This window comes from Bradyrhizobium sp. (genome assembly GCF_035652035.1).
In the GTDB taxonomy this organism is placed as follows: Bacteria; Pseudomonadota; Alphaproteobacteria; order Rhizobiales; family Xanthobacteraceae; genus Bradyrhizobium.
Genome location: NZ_DASREO010000060.1, coordinates 80,202 through 96,839, shown reverse-complemented (window position 1 = coordinate 96,839; position 16,638 = coordinate 80,202). Strand labels below are relative to the sequence as shown.

The following is a 16,638-nucleotide window of genomic DNA, read 5'->3' as shown; positions in this document are numbered from 1 at the left end:
ATCAGCGTGAGCCCGCCCTGACCATCCGCAATCGTGCTCGCGGTGAAGCCAGCCGGAATTGTCGCGCCGTTGCTGGTGCCGGCGAACATGTTGACGGCGCCGGGCGTCGACGGACCATAGGAGTCGGACCAGGAATTATCGCTCATCGCGTAGTTCTGGGCATAGTTCCAGAGCGCGGTGACGGTGTTGCCGTCGTAGTAGCCCATCACCAGCGCCGGGGTGCCGAAGGCGCCAGAGCCGCCCTTGGTGCCGACACCCGTGTTCAGCGGGAACAGGTCCATCTTGCCGCCGTCATAGGCTTGTTGCTCGGGCGTATAGGCATGGCCCTGATCGCCGCTGATAGCCTGGGTGCGATCGAGGCGGAACGGATTCTGCTGGTTCGGGGCGTTGAGCACGTTGGTGAAGTTCGGGTTGTTGAACAGCAGCGCCTCGGTATCGACGTTGTTGATGTCGCGCGGCGTGTTCCTGGCGGGCTCGAACACCGGCTCGCCGTCCACGTTCATCGCGTTCGGATAGGTGCCAAAATAATGATCGAACGAAATGTTCTCGTTGAAAATGACCACCAGATGCTTGATCGGCGTCTTGGTCGGCAGCGAGTTCGGGTTGACGCCCTTCTTGGCGTTCGACTCGACGTCGTTGATCAGGTTCATGACCGGAGCCAGCTGGCTCTCGATGTTGCCCGCAACCGAACCTGATGTCGTGAAGGTGGCGGCGACGGCGATCGCCGCGGCCGAAGAAAGCAGAACAGATTTGAGTTTAAGATTTTTCATCTTTCTCCCCATTTGCCTCTCAAAACAGTTTTTGAGGCGTGCGGAGGAGACCGATAGAAAGGCTCAATGACACGTATGTGTAGGTTTGACGTCAAAACGGCTTCGTCCCCAGCCGACGGGCGCGTCAGCTCGGGCCTTGAGGTGGCGCCGGCCTTTAGGGCCGGCGCCTATGACGGCACGATTGTGCGATTGAGCGTAAGAACTTAGCTCAGTTCTTGATCTTGTCCTTGCTGTCGACGGTGCCGAAGGTCGGATCGAGGATCAGCTTCGTCGATTTTTTCTGGTTGAAGTCGAACATGTCCGCAATCGAACCGGTCGTGGCGTCGAAGGAGCCACCGCCGAGACGCTCGCCGTTCAGCCAGTTGTCCTCGATGAATTTCGTCACCGAAGCCTGCGTGATCTTGGTGTGGCTGACGAAGTTCTTCTTGGCAAATGGCGACATCACCAGGAAAGGAATGCGGAATCCCGGACCGCAGCGTCCGGCGACTTGCTGGCCACTGAGTCCGGTCGGCTCAGTTGCGCCGGGGGTGCCGCAATTGCCGGTGCCGTTCGCGGCGTCAGCAGGCGAGAAGGACGAGCTGGTGATCACCGGCGCGACGTGGTCGTACTGACCATCCGAGTCGTCATATGTGAAGATGACGGCCGTGCTCTCCCAGTCCGGCTGCTCCTGCAGGAAGTTGATCAGGATGACCAGACCGGTCTGCTCGTCGAGCGCGTTGGAATTCTTCGGATGACCATCCTGGAACGCCGACTGCTTGATGAAGGAAACGGCCGGGAAGTTGCCGGCACCAACCGCCTTCTCGAACTCTTCGAGATCATAGGCGTGGTTGGCCGGGCCGTTATGGCCGATCTCCTTGATGGAAGACGGAGGCACGTGATTCGGATTCGACGTCGACTGGAAGTAATTGAACCACATGTGGTGCTGGATATAGTCGTTGACGGTCCGGCCCGTCACAGAGCTGAAGTTGCTGCGGCCTGCATTGGCAGCTGGCTGGCCCTGGCTGTTCACTCCCTTGCAACCGGTGCTGCCGTTCGCGTTCATGGTTTCCAGGTTGAAACCACCGACGAACGAACCCCACGGAATGTTTGCGGCATTGAGCAGGTCGCCGATGTTCTTGCTCGTCATCTTGACCGTCAGGGCAGCGCCCGGATTGGAGCAGACATCGAGGGTCGGATCGACGTCCTGGATCAGCGTCAGGCTGCCATCGGCATTCGGCACGGCGTCGCCCTCGGCCAAAATGGCAGCGGTGAAAGCCGGCGTGCCGACGGCAGGAACCGACGTGCCGTCAAAGAACGTGGCGCCGGCCGGAGCAGTGAACACCGCGCCGTTGGTCTGGCCGGCCCACATGTTGAGCAGTCCCGGTGTCGATGGACCGTAGGTGTCGGTATAGGCATTGTCGCTCATCGCGAAATTCTGGGCGTAATTCCAGAGCGCCGTGACGGTGTTGCCGTCGAAATAGCCCATCACCTGACCCGTGGTCGCGAACGTGCCGGAGCCGCCGGGACCAGCGCCCGTGCCGCCCTTGCCGACATCGAGCGGGAAGAGGTCGTTCGCGCCGTTGTCGTAGGCCTTCTGTTCGCCCGTGTAGTTGTGACTCTGGTCGGCGGTGTCGGCCTGCGAGCGATCGAGACGGAACGGGTTGGCAGCGCCCGCGCCGTTGGCGGGGTTCAGGTTCGGGTTGTTGTCAAGCAGCGCCGGGCTTGACAGCAGGTTGTTGACGTCGCGCGGGGTATTTTTGGCAGGCTCAAAAACGGGCTCGCCTTCCGGATTGAGAGCGTTCGGATATGTGCCAAAGTAATGATCAAACGCGCGGTTCTCGTCGAAAATCACAACAAGATGCTTGATCGGGGTCTTGGTCGGCAGCGAGTTGGGGTTGCCCCCCTTCTTTGCATTCGACTCGACGTCGTTGACAAGGTTCATGACCGGAGCCAGTTGGCTCTCGATGTTGCCGGCGATCGAGCCGGTCGACGTGAAGGTGACGACGCCAATCAGCGCCGCCGAAGACAGCAGAGCGGATTTGAGCTTCAGATTTTTCATCTTTTCCCCAGAGCTTAAAAGGAGTGATAAAAGCGCGGGGACAGATAGGCAGCATCAATGACGGGCATGTGTAAGTTTCGCGTCAAACCTTTCCGGTTCGCGCGCTCTCGCACACCCGTCGTGCGCCGCGCATAGGCGGCGGCGCAAATCTTTCCTCATCGCGTCTTCAGCTAAGCCACGAGATGGAAAGTTATTTTTTGACTGCGAAAGATTTTCAATTCGCTCATCCGCAGCCGATCAGTTCATCCGGACTCAATTCCAAAATTTTTTTGTTCGCATCGACACGGCGCTTTCATGTTGGCCAACAATGTTGTGGAACATAAGCACGCCTCTGCGAAGAAGACGTGACAACCAGATCAAACTCCTTCGCTGCAGCGACGTCTCAGGTCCCGGCCTGCCGTTCTGCGCTGTAGCAACGCGCCGCCCTGCGTCAGAACGGCGTCAAACGTCGCGCGGCAATCGCAATTGGCACGACGGCAAGCAGCTGGGCCGCGATCGCAAGCGCCACGGTCGCGCCGATGGAGACGTCGTAGAGTGCGCCGAGCGCGGCACTGCCGATAAACCACGCGACCCCGAAGATTGCGCCGAAGACCCCATAGGCCGAGCCCAGCCGCTCGCGCGGGATCATCTGCGCCACAGCCGCCTGCATCGCCGATTCGTGGGCGCCAAGTCCGATGCCCCACAGGAGCGCGCCGATCAGCGAAAGCGTGAAGCCGCCGAAGAACGCGAGCGGCGCGTAAACGGCGACGACGACCGTAACGGGTAGCAAAACGAACAGGCCAAGCCGGTCGAAAAGCTTGCCGATGATGAGCGAGCCAAGCCCGCCCGCTCCCATCGCAAAGGCATAGAACAGCGGTATCCAATCGTTCGTGACGATATGCGTCTTGCTCAAATGAAAGCCGATGAGCGAGTAGTCGGCGAAACCGAAACCAACGAGGCCAGCACCGAGGCAATACCACCAATAAGAAGTTGGATAGCGCCCGAGCTGAGCGGACTGCGGCTCCTTCTCAATGCGGCCGGCATCCGGAAACGTGAAACGCGCGCCGAGAACGAGGAGGAGCGTGACAATGGCGGGAAGCGCGAGGAAGGCGAATGCAAGTTGGAAGTTTCCCTTCCACGCCATGATTCCGGCGACGGCCAAGGGACCGATCAACGCTCCGCACTGGTCCATCGCCTCGTTGACGCCGAACGCCCAGCCGCGCCCCATCTCCTCGCCGGCCTCTGCCAGCATGACGTCGCGGGGCGGGTTGCGCGTGGCGCGGCCGATGCGCTCAAGCAAGATGAGCACGGCGGCGGCCGGCCAGCTTCCGCTCAGGGCAAGCAGCGGTACCGCGACCATCTGCACGATGTAACCGAGAATCGTAATCGACCAATAGAGCCGGCTGGCATCCGCCCAACGTCCCGATACCAGACGCAGCGCGTAACCGAGGAATTCGCCGAACCCGGTAACGGCGCCGACGACGAAGCCACTGGCGCCGAGCATGCCGAGATAAGGACCGGTCACGCTGCGCGCGCCTTCATACGTCATGTCGGCGAACAGGTTCACCGCGCCGAACAGGAGAACGAAGGCAAGGCCCGATCTGGCCGACCAGATGGATTGTGCTTGCGTCGACATGGATCACTCCTGTCGAAGTTCTGACCTACGCATAGTCGAAAAGGAACATGAAGCCGAAGTCCATGTGCAGCTGCTGGTGACAGTGAAACAGCGTCATTCCGGGATTGTCGGCCACGAAGTCGAACTCGACCTCCTGGAAGCCGCCGAGCATCACCACATCCTTGATCACGCCCGCCGTCGGCTTGCCGCCGACACGCACCAGCTCAAAACTGTGCCGATGCAGATGCAGCGGATGGATATCGTCGCTGGCGTTGCGGAATTTCAGCCGATAGCGGCGGCCTTCATGGACCGTGTACGTCGGCTTCATGGTCTCCATGGAGAACGCTTTGCCGTTCAGCGTCCACTGGTTGAATCCGTCCAGCGCGGCGTTGTGCTTGAGAACCGTGAACTCCATCGTTTCGTCAGGCTTGGCGGGCGCGGCGCCGGAATTGCCGAACAACGTGTAGTCCCAGCGATACGGCTTCGGCTTCGTCCACTGCGGCTTGCCCTTGGCGCCGGCGTATTCGACGACGATGCCCATGCCCCGCTTGCGGTCGTCATCGGCAAGGTCGCCCATGACCCAGACGCCCGGATGGTTCATCTCGACAACCGCCGAAATACGCTCCGCCGTCCCTAGCCAGAGCAGCGGCACATCCCGCGGCGTCGGCACAGGGTTGCCGTCGAGCGCAACGATTTTGAAGGCGTGGCCCGGCAGCGCGAGGCTGCGGATCTCGCCGGCGCTTGCGTTAAGCACATGAAACAGAACGCGCTCGCCCTGCTTCACGCGGATCGGCTCGCCATGGGCGAGCATCTTGCCGTTGATCGAGAACAGGTCGTAGCCGACCTCATAGCCCTTGGCCTTTTCCTCGGCTTCGTCATCGGCCTTCTTGCCGATCGCCTGCAGCTCCTTGATCGGCTCGCCGGCGAGAAAGTCCATCGCCATATCGCCGCCGCGGCTGAAAGACGGCGCGAACTCCTTGAGCACCAGAAAGACCTCGCGGTCGTAGGCCCCCGGCTCGTTTTTTGGTTCGATGTAGACCGGGCCGACCTGGCCGGTATAGGTGCCGCGATTGAGATCGCTGCCCGCGACCACATGCGTGTGGTAGAAGCGGAGGCCCGCTGGCCTCGGCGTCAAGGCAATCCGGCGCATCCCGTGTTGCGGGATAAATGGCGTGCCCTCCTCCGCGGAGCCGTCCACCTCGCTTGGTATCATCTGGCCGTGCCAGTGCACCAGTTCGGGCGTATCGGTATCATTGTAGACGTCCACCACCGCGCGCTGTCCTTCCTTGAAGCGCAGCAGCGGTCCCGGAAACTGGCCGTTGTAGAGCGTCGTCGAGACGATATGGTCCGGCGCGAGTTCTATGAGGCCCGTCGCGATCCGCAAGGTGTAATCGGCCTTCTCTTGGGAGGCTTGCGCTTGGGGCGCCTGCTCGGCGGCTTGGACGAGGTGCGAGGCCGAGCCTGCGAGGGGAAGCGTGGCGCCGTAAGCCAGAAGTGCGCGGCGATCGATCTGCACGGCAAGATCTCCCGGTTTCCTGAGCAGCGGCGGCACAACCAATGTTGGCCTTCGCTATCGAGTTTCGATATCGTTATTCGACCACGGTGCTACACCGCAAGTGGAATCGTTCGATCGCGATGCAAGCTCGGCTATTTCTTCATCACTTCGCCAGTGAACTCGCGCAAACGTGTTTTGGCGAGGGCGAGCGCCCGCTTTCCCAACGCCGTTGCCCGATAAAGGGTCCTCACGGTGCGGCCGTCGCGCTGTTTTCGGGATCGCAGATATCCCTTTTGTTCCATGGCATGGAGCATAGGATAAAGCGTACCGGGGCTGAGCCTGTAGCCATGCCGTGCCAATTCGTCGATCATCCATTGACCGTAGACCTCATGTTCCGCAGCATGGTGCAGAACATGGAGGCGGACGAATCCGCTGAGCAGGTCCTTGAACATCATCGGCAGGCGACCTCATCGACCGAAGGAAAACAAAGTCGAACCGTCATCAGTCTGTCAAGTTCGAGCGATGACCACTCAAACCCCGCAAGCACCGAGGATAAAGCGATGAACTGGAATACGCCACGCGACCTCACGGCATCCGCATGGACCATTCTCATCCGGCTTCAGGTCGGGCTGATCGTGTTTTTCCCGGAGGGCATCCAGAAACTGATCCATCCTGACATTCTGGGCGCGGGCCGCTTCGCCAAAATCGGGATTCCATACCCCGATCTCATGGGTCCTTTCGTCGGCGTCGTCGAAACGATTTGCGGCCTTCTCATCATCATCGGTCTCTTCACCCGGCTCGCTTCGATCCCGCTGATCATCATCATGATCGTCGCGCTCGTCTCGACCAAGCTGCCGATCCTGCTCGGGCACGACGTGTGGCTGTTCCACCTCTCGCAGGACATGAAGCGGACCGGATTCTGGAGCGCGATGCACGAATCGCGCGCCGATCTCACCATGCTGCTGGGATCCCTGTATCTGCTAATTGCCGGAGGTGGACGCTGGTCGCTCGACGCGCGGACGCAAGGTTGAGGCAAAGTGGGGGCGGCCGAGAGGGGTCATGATCACACGTCGCGCGCTCACGATCGGTGCGGGCATCGTCGCGTCAGCGACCATATTCGACCCGACGTTCGTTAGAGGTGAAAGGACTCATGGCGGCGGCCGACTTCCCATTCCTCGACTGATTGACGCCAACCGACAGGGAAACGTCGTCAAACTCAGAGCTGCGCTTGCATCCCACGAATTCTACAGGGGCAAGCCCACGCGGACGCTGGGCTACTCCGCGCCCATCCTCGGGCCCGTCCTTCGCTTCCGTCGCGGAGACCGTATCGAGATGAGCGTTGAGAACGCGTTAGAGGCTCCGACGACGGTCCATTGGCACGGCCTGCTCGTCCCAGGCGATGCAGATGGTGGACCGCAGAACAAGATCGAGCCGGGCGCCACATGGCGAGGTACGCTTCCCATCGACCAGCCGGCCGCCACGCTCTGGTATCATCCACATCCCCACCACGACACGGCGAGGCAGACCTATCTCGGTCTCTCGGGCCTCATCATTGTGGATGATGGCGATCACCTCGGACTGCCGCACGACTATGGCGTCGACGACCTGCCGGTCATCATCCAGGACAGAACCTTCGGGTCGGACGGATCGCTCGACTACGACGTCGACGAACTCGGCGTCATCTACGGCGTTCGCGGCGACACGGTGATCGTCAACGGAGCGATAGAACCCATTGCAAACGTGCCGGCGGGGTGGGTCCGGCTACGCCTCTTGAACGGCGCCAACGCACAAAATTTCGATCTCCGATTCCGCGACCGGCGCGTCTTCCACGTCATCGCTTCCGATGGCGGCCTGCTCGCCCGGCCGGTGCCGATGACGCGGCTTCGAATATCCCCTGCAGAACGCTTCGAAATTCTCGTCGATTTTTCCAACGGCAAGCCCGCTTTGCTCGAGACTGGTCCAGATGAGGTCGTGGGGATCTTCGGCGCCATATCGGAGGAGCACACCGGTGATTTCGTTCCCGTCATCCGCTTCGAGCCGACCACGGCTGTCGCTAGGGTAAGACATGCCCCATCCCGCCTGGCCGATCCGGAAGCCATTGACCCGAGTAGCGCGGTCGAGCACAGGCAATTCGCTCTCAACAACGGCGTGTGCGGACAAAGAATGGGGATGTCCGGCCCGACCAACATGCCAGCGATCATTGGCATCAACGGACGCACGCACGATCCGAGCAGGATCGACGTCGAGACAAGGCTGGGCACAAGCGAAGTATGGGAAGTCACCTCCGTTGGAATGGCGCATCCGTTCCATGTGCACGGCGCCCTGTTCCGGGTTCTCTCTCTCGACGACAAGCCGCCTCCCGATCATCTGGCCGGCTGGAAGGATGTTGTCCTGGTCGAAGGTACGGCTCGGCTACTGGTCAAGTTCACGAAGCCGGCAAGTCGAGAACACCCGTTCATGTATCACTGCCACATCCTCGAGCACGAAGATGCTGGAATGATGGGGCAGTACACCTGCACGTGAAGCATGGAGTAATCGATGTCCAGCACGCGAACTAGGCTCCTGCTTGCGGCGGCTACGCTTCTAAGCGGCATTTTGGCCGGAAGCATTGTCGATCGCGTAATCATCGGCGGCCCCGCCTGGCACGAACTCGGTGCAGAAGCGTGGGCGACCTACAGCCGTCACGCTGACCTCGGAAACGGCCTCGTTGCCTACCCGATAGAAGCCATAGGAGGCGCGTTGCTCATCATCGCCGCGTCCGTGAGCAATTATTTCGATCGCGGGGCTAACTCGCCGGCGACGATCCCGCTCTATTGCGCTGTCGTATTGTCGCTCGCGGGCCTAGCCCTCACCGTAAAGGCCGCACCAATCATGCTAGGCCTTGCCGTGCCGCAATCGCCTGCTGCGACGCAGCGCGCGTTCGACGAATTCTTCCTGTGGGGCCTTTATCTTCGTGGAGCCACGGTCGTCCTGACCTTCGTTGCTGTGACATGGTCACTTACCGGCTTGACGCGAGAACCCCGTGACACCCCGGCAGGCCCAGCGATAGCGACGGACACGAATGTCAGAACCGGGACATCAGTGGGTGCAGTGAGCGCCCGGCATTCCCTGCGCCCTCCTCTATAAGGGGGCAATGCCCGCAACAGCCTGGGCGCGGAATCGTGTCGCGGGAACGTGCCACCGCGAGCATGCAAGCAGGGAATTGCTCGCTTGCGCTGCGCGCGAGGACAGGTCTAACGTCGCGCGCCATGGCGAAGACCGCGGTCCCACCTGTCAAAATAATCCCCTTGAAGTTCGGGAGTGTTCGATGAATCCCGCCAACCTTCCCTTCGATTCAGAGACTATGCTTTCAGGCCTGCGCGCCTGGGTGGAATGCGAAAGCCCGACCTGGGATGCCGCGGCGGTGAACCGAATGCTCGATCTCGCTGCGCGCGAGATGGCGATCATGGGGGCTCAGATCGAACGCATCGCCGGACGCCAGGGCTTTGGCGGCTGCGTGCGGGCGAAGTTCCCTCACCCGAAGCAAGGCGAGCCCGGCATTCTGATCGCAGGCCATCTCGACACGGTGCATCCGACAGGCACGATCAACACGCTTGCGTGGCGGCGCGAGGGCAACAAGTGCTACGGGCCCGGCATCTTCGACATGAAGGGCGGCAATTACCTCGCGCTGGAAGCGATCCGGCAACTGGCGCGCGCCGCGCTCACCACGCCCCTGCCCGTCACCGTGCTGTTCACGCCGGACGAGGAAGTCGGCACGCCATCTGCGCGCGACCTCGTCGAGGCGGAAGCCAGGCGCAACAAATATGTGCTGGTGCCCGAACCTGGCCGGCCCAACAACGGCGTCGTCACCGGGCGATACGCGATCGCGCGGTTCAATCTGGAAGCGACGGGGCGACCGAGCCATGCCGGCGCGACACTGTCGTCGGGCCGTTCGGCCATCCGCGAGATGGCGCGCCAGATCCTGATCATCGACGGCATGACCTCGGATGATTGCACCTTCTCGGTCGGCATCGTGCATGGCGGCCAATGGGTCAACTGCGTCGCTACCACCTGCACCGGTGAAGCGCTCAGCATGGCCAAGCGTCAGGCCGATCTCGACCGCGGCGTCGAGCGCATGCTGGCTTTAGCAGGCACGTCCAACGACGTGACCTTCAAGGTGACGCGCGGCGTCACGCGGCCGGTATGGGAGCCGGATGCCGGCACCATGGCGCTCTATGAGAAGGCGCGCAGCGTCGCCGCGTCGATGGGGCTCGAACTGCCGCATGCGAGCGTGGGCGGCGGCTCCGACGGCAATTTCACCGGCGCGATGGGCATTCCGACGTTGGATGGTCTAGGCGTCCGCGGCGCCGACGCGCACACGCTCAATGAACATATCGAGGTCGACAGCCTCGCCGAGCGCGGCCGCCTGATGGCGGGCTTGCTCGCTACGCTGACGTAAAGGCGACAACTCTCATGGCGAAAACCGCAACCAGGACCCGCACCATTCCGTTCAAGCCGATTCAGACACGGACTGAAAAACGCAAGGGCGGCGCCAAGGCGCTGGAGAAGCTCCTGCCAAAAAAGCCCGACATGAAGGCGCTGGCCAAACTCGGCGACGACCGCATTCTCGCCGAGATGACCCAGCGCGTATTCTCTGCAGGCTTCGCCTGGAGCGTGATCGAAAACAAATGGCCGGATTTCGAGAAAGCCTTTCTCGGCTTCAAGCCGGCCAAACTGATTTTCCAACCTGACGATTTCTGGGACGCGTTGTTGTCGGATGCGCGCATCGTGCGCAACGGCGCCAAGATCGCCTCGGTCCGCGAGAACGCCGCCTTCGTGCAGGACATATCCAAAGAACATGGCAGCTTCGGCAAATTCCTTGCGAGCTGGCCCTCCTCCGACCAGATCGGCCTGCTTGATCTGCTTGCGAAACGCGGCAGCCGGCTCGGCGGCAACACCGGCCAGATGTTTTTGCGCTTCGTGGGCTGGGATGGATTTGTCACCTCGCAGGACGTGGTCGCCTGTCTGCGCGACGCCGGGCTCGACATCGCGCCTGAGGTCAAATCCAAAGGCGATCTCGCCAAGGTGCAGGCGCAGTTCAATGCCTGGGCGGAGGAGACCGGCCTGCCCTACCTGCATTTGTCGCGGATCTGCGCCATGTCGATCGGCGAAAACCGCGCGGAACGATATTGACCGAGCGCAACTAGACTTTCGTCAAGACGCGCCGTCGCGCGACCGCCTAGCAAGCATGCATAATATGCGTGCGTCCTTGTCTTGCGGCTCTCGTTCGCTTGAGTCTAACGTCACTCGCCAACGCGACCGGATGACATCATGCCGACCATCGACCGCATCGAGCGCTTTGCCGATGAACTCACCGCCATCAGGCGCGACCTTCATGCCCATCCCGAAATCGGCTTCGAGGAGATCCGCACCTCCGGCATCGTTGCCGAAAAACTCGCGCAATGGGGCGTTAAGGTTCATCGCGGCGTCGGCGGCACCGGCGTCGTCGGCGTGCTCAAAGGCAAGGGCAATGGCGGGCGGCGCGTCGGTTTGCGCGCAGACATGGACGCGCTGCCGATGGAAGAGAACACCAATCTGAAATGGCGCTCGACCGTCCCCGGCCGCTTTCACGGCTGCGGCCATGACGGTCACACCACGATCTTGCTCGGCGCTGCGCGTTATCTCGCCGAAACCCGCGACTTTGACGGCACCGTGCATTTCATCTTTCAGCCCGCCGAGGAAGGACTCGGCGGTGCGTGCGCCATGATCAAGGATGGCTTGTTCGAGAAATTTCCGTGCGACGAAATCTACGGGCTGCACAACGCGCCCGACCTCGATCACGGCGAACTTGCCGTGCTGCCGGGCCCGGCGATGGCCGGCGCGGATTTCTTCGACATCACGATCAACGGTTATGGCGCGCACGGCGCGATGCCCGAGCGTTCGAAAGATCCGGTCGTCATCGCGATGACGCTGGCGCAGGCGCTGCAGACCATCGTCAGCCGCAACGTCTCGCCAAACGAAGCTGCCGTGCTCTCGATCACGCAAATCCACGCCGGCTCCGCCTATAACGTCATTCCGGGGGAGGCCAAACTGGCCGGCACCGTGCGCGCTTTCTCCGACGAAGTCCGCGCGCTGATCCGCGAGCGGATGCGCAACCTCTGCGCAGGGCTCGCTGCCGCCTTCGAGGTCGAGATCAAGGCCGACATAAGGGATATTTTCAGCGTACTGGTGAACAGCGCGGAGCACTGCAAGTTCGTTGCAGATGTCGCGCGCACGGTGGTCGATCCCGCAAAGGTCGTGACGCGCTCGAAGCCGAAGATGGGCAGCGAGGATTTTGCCGACATGCTGCATGCCGTCCCCGGCGCCTATTTCTGGCTCGGCCATGACGGTTCGGTGCCGGTGCATAATCCGGGCTATATCCTCGACGACAAGATATTGCCGATCGGTGCGAGCGTCTTTGCCCGCATCGTTGAAACCCGCCTGCCCGCTGGCCGTTAGTTTTTCCGAAAGGAGCTGCCATGAGCGAGGAAGAGGTCTCGGACACCGTCACGGCGCTGCATGATCTCAGCGCAGTCGATATGATCGCCGGCTTTCGCGCCCGGCAGTTCTCGCCGAGCGAGGTGCTCGACGAGGTGCTGGCCCATGTCGGGCAGTGGGAACCCCACATCAAGGCGCTGTACGCCTTCGATCCTGACGGCGCGCGCGAAGCCGCCAGGGCTTCGACCGAGCGCTGGCAAAAGGGCGACTCGACCAAGCTGCTCGATGGCGTTCCCGTCACCATCAAGGACAACATCGCGACCAAAGGCACGCCCGTGCCGCTCGGCACCGCCGCGACCAGGCTCGTACCGGCCGAGGCCGACGCGCCGCCGGCCGCTCGCTTGCGCGAGGCTGGCAGCATCATCTTCTCCAAGACCACGATGCCGGATTTCGGCATGTTGTCGTCGGGCCTCTCCAGTTTTCACCCCTTAACCCGCAATCCCTGGGACCTGAAGCAAAATCCGGGCGGATCGAGCGCCGGAGCCGGCGCGGCGGGTGCGGCCGGTTACGGTCCGCTGCATCTTGGCACCGATATAGGCGGCTCGGTGCGGCTGCCGGCATGCTGGTGCGGCCTCGTCGCACTGAAGCCAAGTCTGGGGCGCGTGCCGATCGATCCGCCTTATGTCGGCCGCGTCGCCGGCCCGATGACGCGCACCGTCGATGATGCCGCGCTGATGATGAGCGTGCTCGCAAAACCCGATCGCCGCGACGGCATGAGCCTGCCGCCGAACGACATCCACTGGAAGACGCTCGACAAGCCCTCACGCAAATTGCGTATCGGCCTGATGCTCGATGCCGGCGCAGGCCAGCCACTGGAAAAAGACGTACGCGACGTCGCGATCAAGGCGGCGAAAGCCTTTGAGACCGCGGGCGCCGTCGTCAGCGAGGTCAAGGGCATCCTGACGCATGAGATGGTCGACGGCCTCGACAAGTTCTGGCGCGCACGGGCCTGGGATGATCTCTCAAAGCTCCCGCCGGAGCAGCGCAACAGGACGCTGCCCTACATTCTCAATTGGGCGGAGGCCGGCGCGAAGCTATCAGGCGTCGATGTCATCAGAGGCTTCAACACGACGATGGCGATGCGCGCGGGCGCGGCCAAACTCTTTGCCGATATCGACTATGTGATCTCGCCGGTCTCGCCGGTCGTGAAATTCGCAGCCGAGCTTGCCGCTCCCCTGAACGATCCGGACCGGCCGTTCGAGCACATCTGCTACACCGTGGCGTGGAACATGGCGGAGAACCCCGCCATCTCGATCAATGGCGGTTATGATGCGAGCGGCTTCCCGATCGGCGTGCAGATCATCGGCCGCCGCTTCGACGATCTCGGCGTGCTCGCCATGGCGAAAGCCTTCGAGACCTTGCGCGGGCCGCAGCGTCCCTGGCCGAGCGCGCCGGGAAAATAATGGATTCCTCGTCATGGCCGGGCTTGTCCCGGCCATCCACGTCTTGAAGTGTACAATGCCAAAGGAAGGCGTGGATGCCCGGACCAAGTCCGGGCATGGCGGAGAGAAAATGCGGGAGGCATCATCGTGGCCTACGAAACGCTTCAATATGAGGTCGCCGAGAACATCCTCACCATCACGCTCAATCGTCCCGACAAGCTCAATGCCTTCAACGCGACGATGCTGCGCGAGCTGGTCGAGGCGTTTGACGCGGCGGACAAGGACGACGATGTCAGGGCGATCATCGTCACCGGCGCAGGCCGCGCGTTCTGCGCCGGCGCCGACCTGTCCTCCGGCGCCGACACCTTCGACCGCGACGCCAAGCGCGGACCGGTCAAACGCCTTCCCGACGGCCGGGTCGACTACAGCGATCCGAATGCGCGCGATGGCGGCGGCCAGGTCACGCTGCGCATCTTCAAATGCTTGAAACCCGTGATCGCGGCGGTGAATGGCGCTGCGGTCGGCATCGGCGTCACCATGCAGCTTGCCATGGATATCCGCATTGCTTCCGAAGACGCCAAATTCGGTTTCGTCTTTTCCCAGCGCGGCATCGTGCCTGAAGCGGCGTCGAGCTGGTTCCTGCCGCGCATCGTCGGGATCGCCCAGGCGCTGGAATGGTGTTTCACCGGCCGCGTCTTTCCGGCGCAGGAAGCGCTCGCGGGCGGCCTCGTCAGCAGGGTCGTTCCGCCGGATCAGCTGCTCGCAACCGCCCGTAGCCTCGCACGCGAAATCGCGACCAAGACCGCGCCCGTGTCGGTGGCGCTGATCCGGCAGATGATGTGGCGTCTGTCGGCCACAGAGGATCCGATGGAAGCGCACAAGATCGACAGCCGCGGCATCTATGCGCGCGGCCGCTCGGGCGACGTCAAGGAAGGCGTGATGGCGTTCCTAGAAAAACGGCCGGCGCATTTCAACGACAAGGTCTCGTCCGACATGCCGGACTTTTTTCCTTGGTGGGACGAACGGGAGTACAAATAACTTTCGTCGTCCCGGCCTTCCTTGATCCCTCCCCCTTGTGGGGAGGGTCGGTCGAGCGGAGCGAGACCGGGGTGGGGGTATTTTCGCCAAGCCCCCACCCGTCAGCTCGCTCGCTTCGCTTGCGAGGCGCGACCCTCCCCGCAAGGGCGGAGGGATTAAGAGATCAGCGCCACCCTCCCGATCGCCTTGCGGTCGATCAGAAGCCGCATCGCGGATGCGTAATCTTCAAGCGGCAGACGATGCGAGATATGCGGCCGCACGTGGCCTCCGGCCGCCCACGCCAGCAGCGTCTTCAGCCGCTCCTCGCCAAGCGCCGGATTTTTCCGCGCCGCTTCGCCCGCGCGGACGCCGAGCACGCTCGCGCCCTTGATCATCAGAAGATTGGTGCGAGCCAAGCCGATGCCGCCGGTGAAACCGATCACGAGGATGCGCGCGCCGAAGGCGATGCAGCGCAGGCTGTTTTCGAACACTTCCCCACCGACGGGATCGAACACCACATCGGCGCCGCGGCCGTCGGTGATGCGCTTCACGGCGTCGCAAAACGGCTCGCGCGGATAAAGAACAAGATGATCAGCGCCTTTCGCCTTCGCCACGGCGAGTTTCTCTTCCGATGACGCCGCCGCGATCACCGTCGCGCCGAGTAGCTTGCCGACCTCAACTGCCGCAAGACCGACGCCGCCGCCCGCGCCATGCACCAGCAGCACCTCGCCGCGCGTGAGCATGCCGCGATCGACCAGCCCGTGATAGGCCGTGCCATGCGCGGCCAGAAACGTTGCGCCTTCGGCGAAATCGAAATTCGGCGGCAATGGCGTGAGCTGCGAGGGCGCCACGAGAACTTCGTCTGCGTATGCGCCATGCCGCATCCGGACGATCACGCGATCGCCGATGGCGACACCACTGGCGCTGCCCGCGATCTCGGTGACCGTGCCGGCCGCCTCGACGCCCGGCGTGAACGGCAAGTCCGGCTTGAGCTGATATTCGCCCGCTGCCATCAGGATATCCGGAAAGTTGATCCCGGCGGCGCGGATGGCGACGCGCACCTCGCCTTGCTTCAAGGCCTGCGGGACAAAGCTCTCCAGCCGCAATTTTTCGGGCGGCCCGAGTTCCCGGCAGATGACATGTTTCGGCATTACGCGGCGCTAGCCCGCCGCCGCGTCAAGGCATCGCGCAAGAGCGGCAGACGGTCATTGCCGAAATACATATCGGTCTTGTCGAGGAAGATCGTCGGCGAGCCAAAGCCGCCGCGCGCCATCACCTCGTCGGTGTTCGCCTTGAGTTGATCCTTGATCGTTTGCTGGCTGATGCCGTCGAAGAACGCTTTCGCGTCGATGCCGCAACGCCGGCACACTTCCGTCAGCACCGCGTCCTGCGAGATGTCTTGATCCTCGCCCCAGTAGATCTGGAACACGGTGCGCGCAAACGGCAGCATGTCCTTCCCCAGCCAGATGCAGCCGCGCATCGCTTTCACGCTGTTCACCGGAAACACCTTTGGCCGCATCAGGATGGTCAGGCCCGCAATGCGCGCCCAGTCCGCCATGTCCTTCTTGTCGTAGGCAATCTTCGCCGCCACCGGATTTTCGCGCCGTGCGTAAACGCTCGGATTGATGGTGTTGAAGATGCCGCCGACGAGGATCGGCCGCCATGTGATGTCTTGCTCGAACTCCCGCGCCATCGGCTGGATGTTGTGAAAGGCGAGATAGGTCCAGGGGCTCGAACAGTCGAAGAAGAACTCGATCATGCGGGTTTCCTTTTGCTTTTTTCTTTGTCATTCCGGGGCGACGCGTAGCGGCGAGCCTGGAATCCAT

General features: G+C 62.3%; 15 protein-coding genes. 8 read left to right on the top strand and 7 right to left on the bottom strand.

Annotated features, from left to right (window positions below; translation table 11 throughout):
- The 5 genes from VFB05_RS16400 to VFB05_RS16380 form a co-directional block, all read right to left on the bottom strand.
- The coding region (locus tag VFB05_RS16400) for an alkaline phosphatase family protein (RefSeq protein ID WP_325013785.1) at window positions 1–770 on the bottom strand (770 nt) is incomplete at its 3' end.
- 208 nt (window positions 771–978) lie between these two features.
- Window positions 979–2,808, bottom strand: coding sequence for an alkaline phosphatase family protein (locus VFB05_RS16395; RefSeq protein ID WP_325013784.1), 1,830 nt, complete (start codon window positions 2,806–2,808; stop codon window positions 979–981).
- Between the two features lie 430 nt (window positions 2,809–3,238).
- Complete coding sequence (locus tag VFB05_RS16390) at window positions 3,239–4,423, bottom strand: MFS transporter (protein WP_325013783.1); 1,185 nt, start codon at window positions 4,421–4,423, stop codon at window positions 3,239–3,241.
- 25 nt (window positions 4,424–4,448) lie between these two features.
- The gene (locus VFB05_RS16385) at window positions 4,449–5,918 is read right to left on the bottom strand and encodes a multicopper oxidase family protein (RefSeq protein WP_325013782.1); all 1,470 of its coding nucleotides are present in this window, start codon (window positions 5,916–5,918) and stop codon (window positions 4,449–4,451) included.
- 131 nt (window positions 5,919–6,049) lie between these two features.
- Window positions 6,050–6,352 carry a PadR family transcriptional regulator gene (locus VFB05_RS16380; protein WP_325013781.1) on the bottom strand — a complete coding sequence of 101 codons (303 nt, stop codon included), beginning with the start codon at window positions 6,350–6,352 and terminating at the stop codon, window positions 6,050–6,052.
- On the opposite strand from VFB05_RS16380, the gene VFB05_RS16375 reads away from it, so the two are divergent.
- From VFB05_RS16375 to VFB05_RS16340, 8 genes are all read left to right on the top strand, one after another.
- Entirely contained in the window at window positions 6,245–6,928 is a 684-nt protein-coding gene (locus VFB05_RS16375; protein WP_325013780.1) for a DoxX family protein, read from the top strand. The genes VFB05_RS16380 and VFB05_RS16375 overlap by 108 nt on opposite strands.
- A gap of 28 nt (window positions 6,929–6,956) precedes the next feature.
- Complete coding sequence (locus VFB05_RS16370; RefSeq protein ID WP_325013779.1) at window positions 6,957–8,420, top strand: multicopper oxidase domain-containing protein; 1,464 nt, start codon at window positions 6,957–6,959, stop codon at window positions 8,418–8,420.
- A 15-nt stretch (window positions 8,421–8,435) separates the two neighbouring features.
- Window positions 8,436–9,023 carry a hypothetical protein gene (locus VFB05_RS16365; RefSeq protein WP_325013778.1) on the top strand — a complete coding sequence of 196 codons (588 nt, stop codon included), beginning with the start codon at window positions 8,436–8,438 and terminating at the stop codon, window positions 9,021–9,023.
- 181 nt (window positions 9,024–9,204) lie between these two features.
- Window positions 9,205–10,335 carry a M20/M25/M40 family metallo-hydrolase gene (locus VFB05_RS16360; protein ID WP_325013777.1) on the top strand — a complete coding sequence of 377 codons (1,131 nt, stop codon included), beginning with the start codon at window positions 9,205–9,207 and terminating at the stop codon, window positions 10,333–10,335.
- 14 nt (window positions 10,336–10,349) lie between these two features.
- Window positions 10,350–11,069: a DNA-3-methyladenine glycosylase I gene (locus tag VFB05_RS16355; protein WP_325013776.1), complete on the top strand. Its 720-nt coding sequence runs from the start codon at window positions 10,350–10,352 to the stop codon at window positions 11,067–11,069.
- 138 nt (window positions 11,070–11,207) lie between these two features.
- Window positions 11,208–12,374 carry a M20 aminoacylase family protein gene (locus VFB05_RS16350; protein WP_325013775.1) on the top strand — a complete coding sequence of 389 codons (1,167 nt, stop codon included), beginning with the start codon at window positions 11,208–11,210 and terminating at the stop codon, window positions 12,372–12,374.
- A 20-nt stretch (window positions 12,375–12,394) separates the two neighbouring features.
- A complete protein-coding gene (locus tag VFB05_RS16345; RefSeq protein WP_325013774.1) occupies window positions 12,395–13,816 on the top strand; it encodes an amidase in 1,422 nt (473 codons plus the stop codon).
- A gap of 126 nt (window positions 13,817–13,942) precedes the next feature.
- Window positions 13,943–14,833, top strand: a complete 891-nt coding sequence (locus VFB05_RS16340; RefSeq protein WP_325013773.1) for a crotonase/enoyl-CoA hydratase family protein — start codon at window positions 13,943–13,945, stop codon at window positions 14,831–14,833.
- A gap of 155 nt (window positions 14,834–14,988) precedes the next feature.
- On the opposite strand, the gene VFB05_RS16335 is transcribed toward VFB05_RS16340, so the two are convergent.
- Complete coding sequence (locus VFB05_RS16335; protein WP_325013772.1) at window positions 14,989–15,963, bottom strand: NADPH:quinone oxidoreductase family protein; 975 nt, start codon at window positions 15,961–15,963, stop codon at window positions 14,989–14,991.
- Window positions 15,963–16,571: a 2-hydroxychromene-2-carboxylate isomerase gene (locus tag VFB05_RS16330; protein ID WP_325013771.1), complete on the bottom strand. Its 609-nt coding sequence runs from the start codon at window positions 16,569–16,571 to the stop codon at window positions 15,963–15,965. The genes VFB05_RS16335 and VFB05_RS16330 overlap by 1 nt, the downstream gene beginning before the upstream one ends.
- Between the last annotated feature and the right edge of the window lie 67 nt (window positions 16,572–16,638).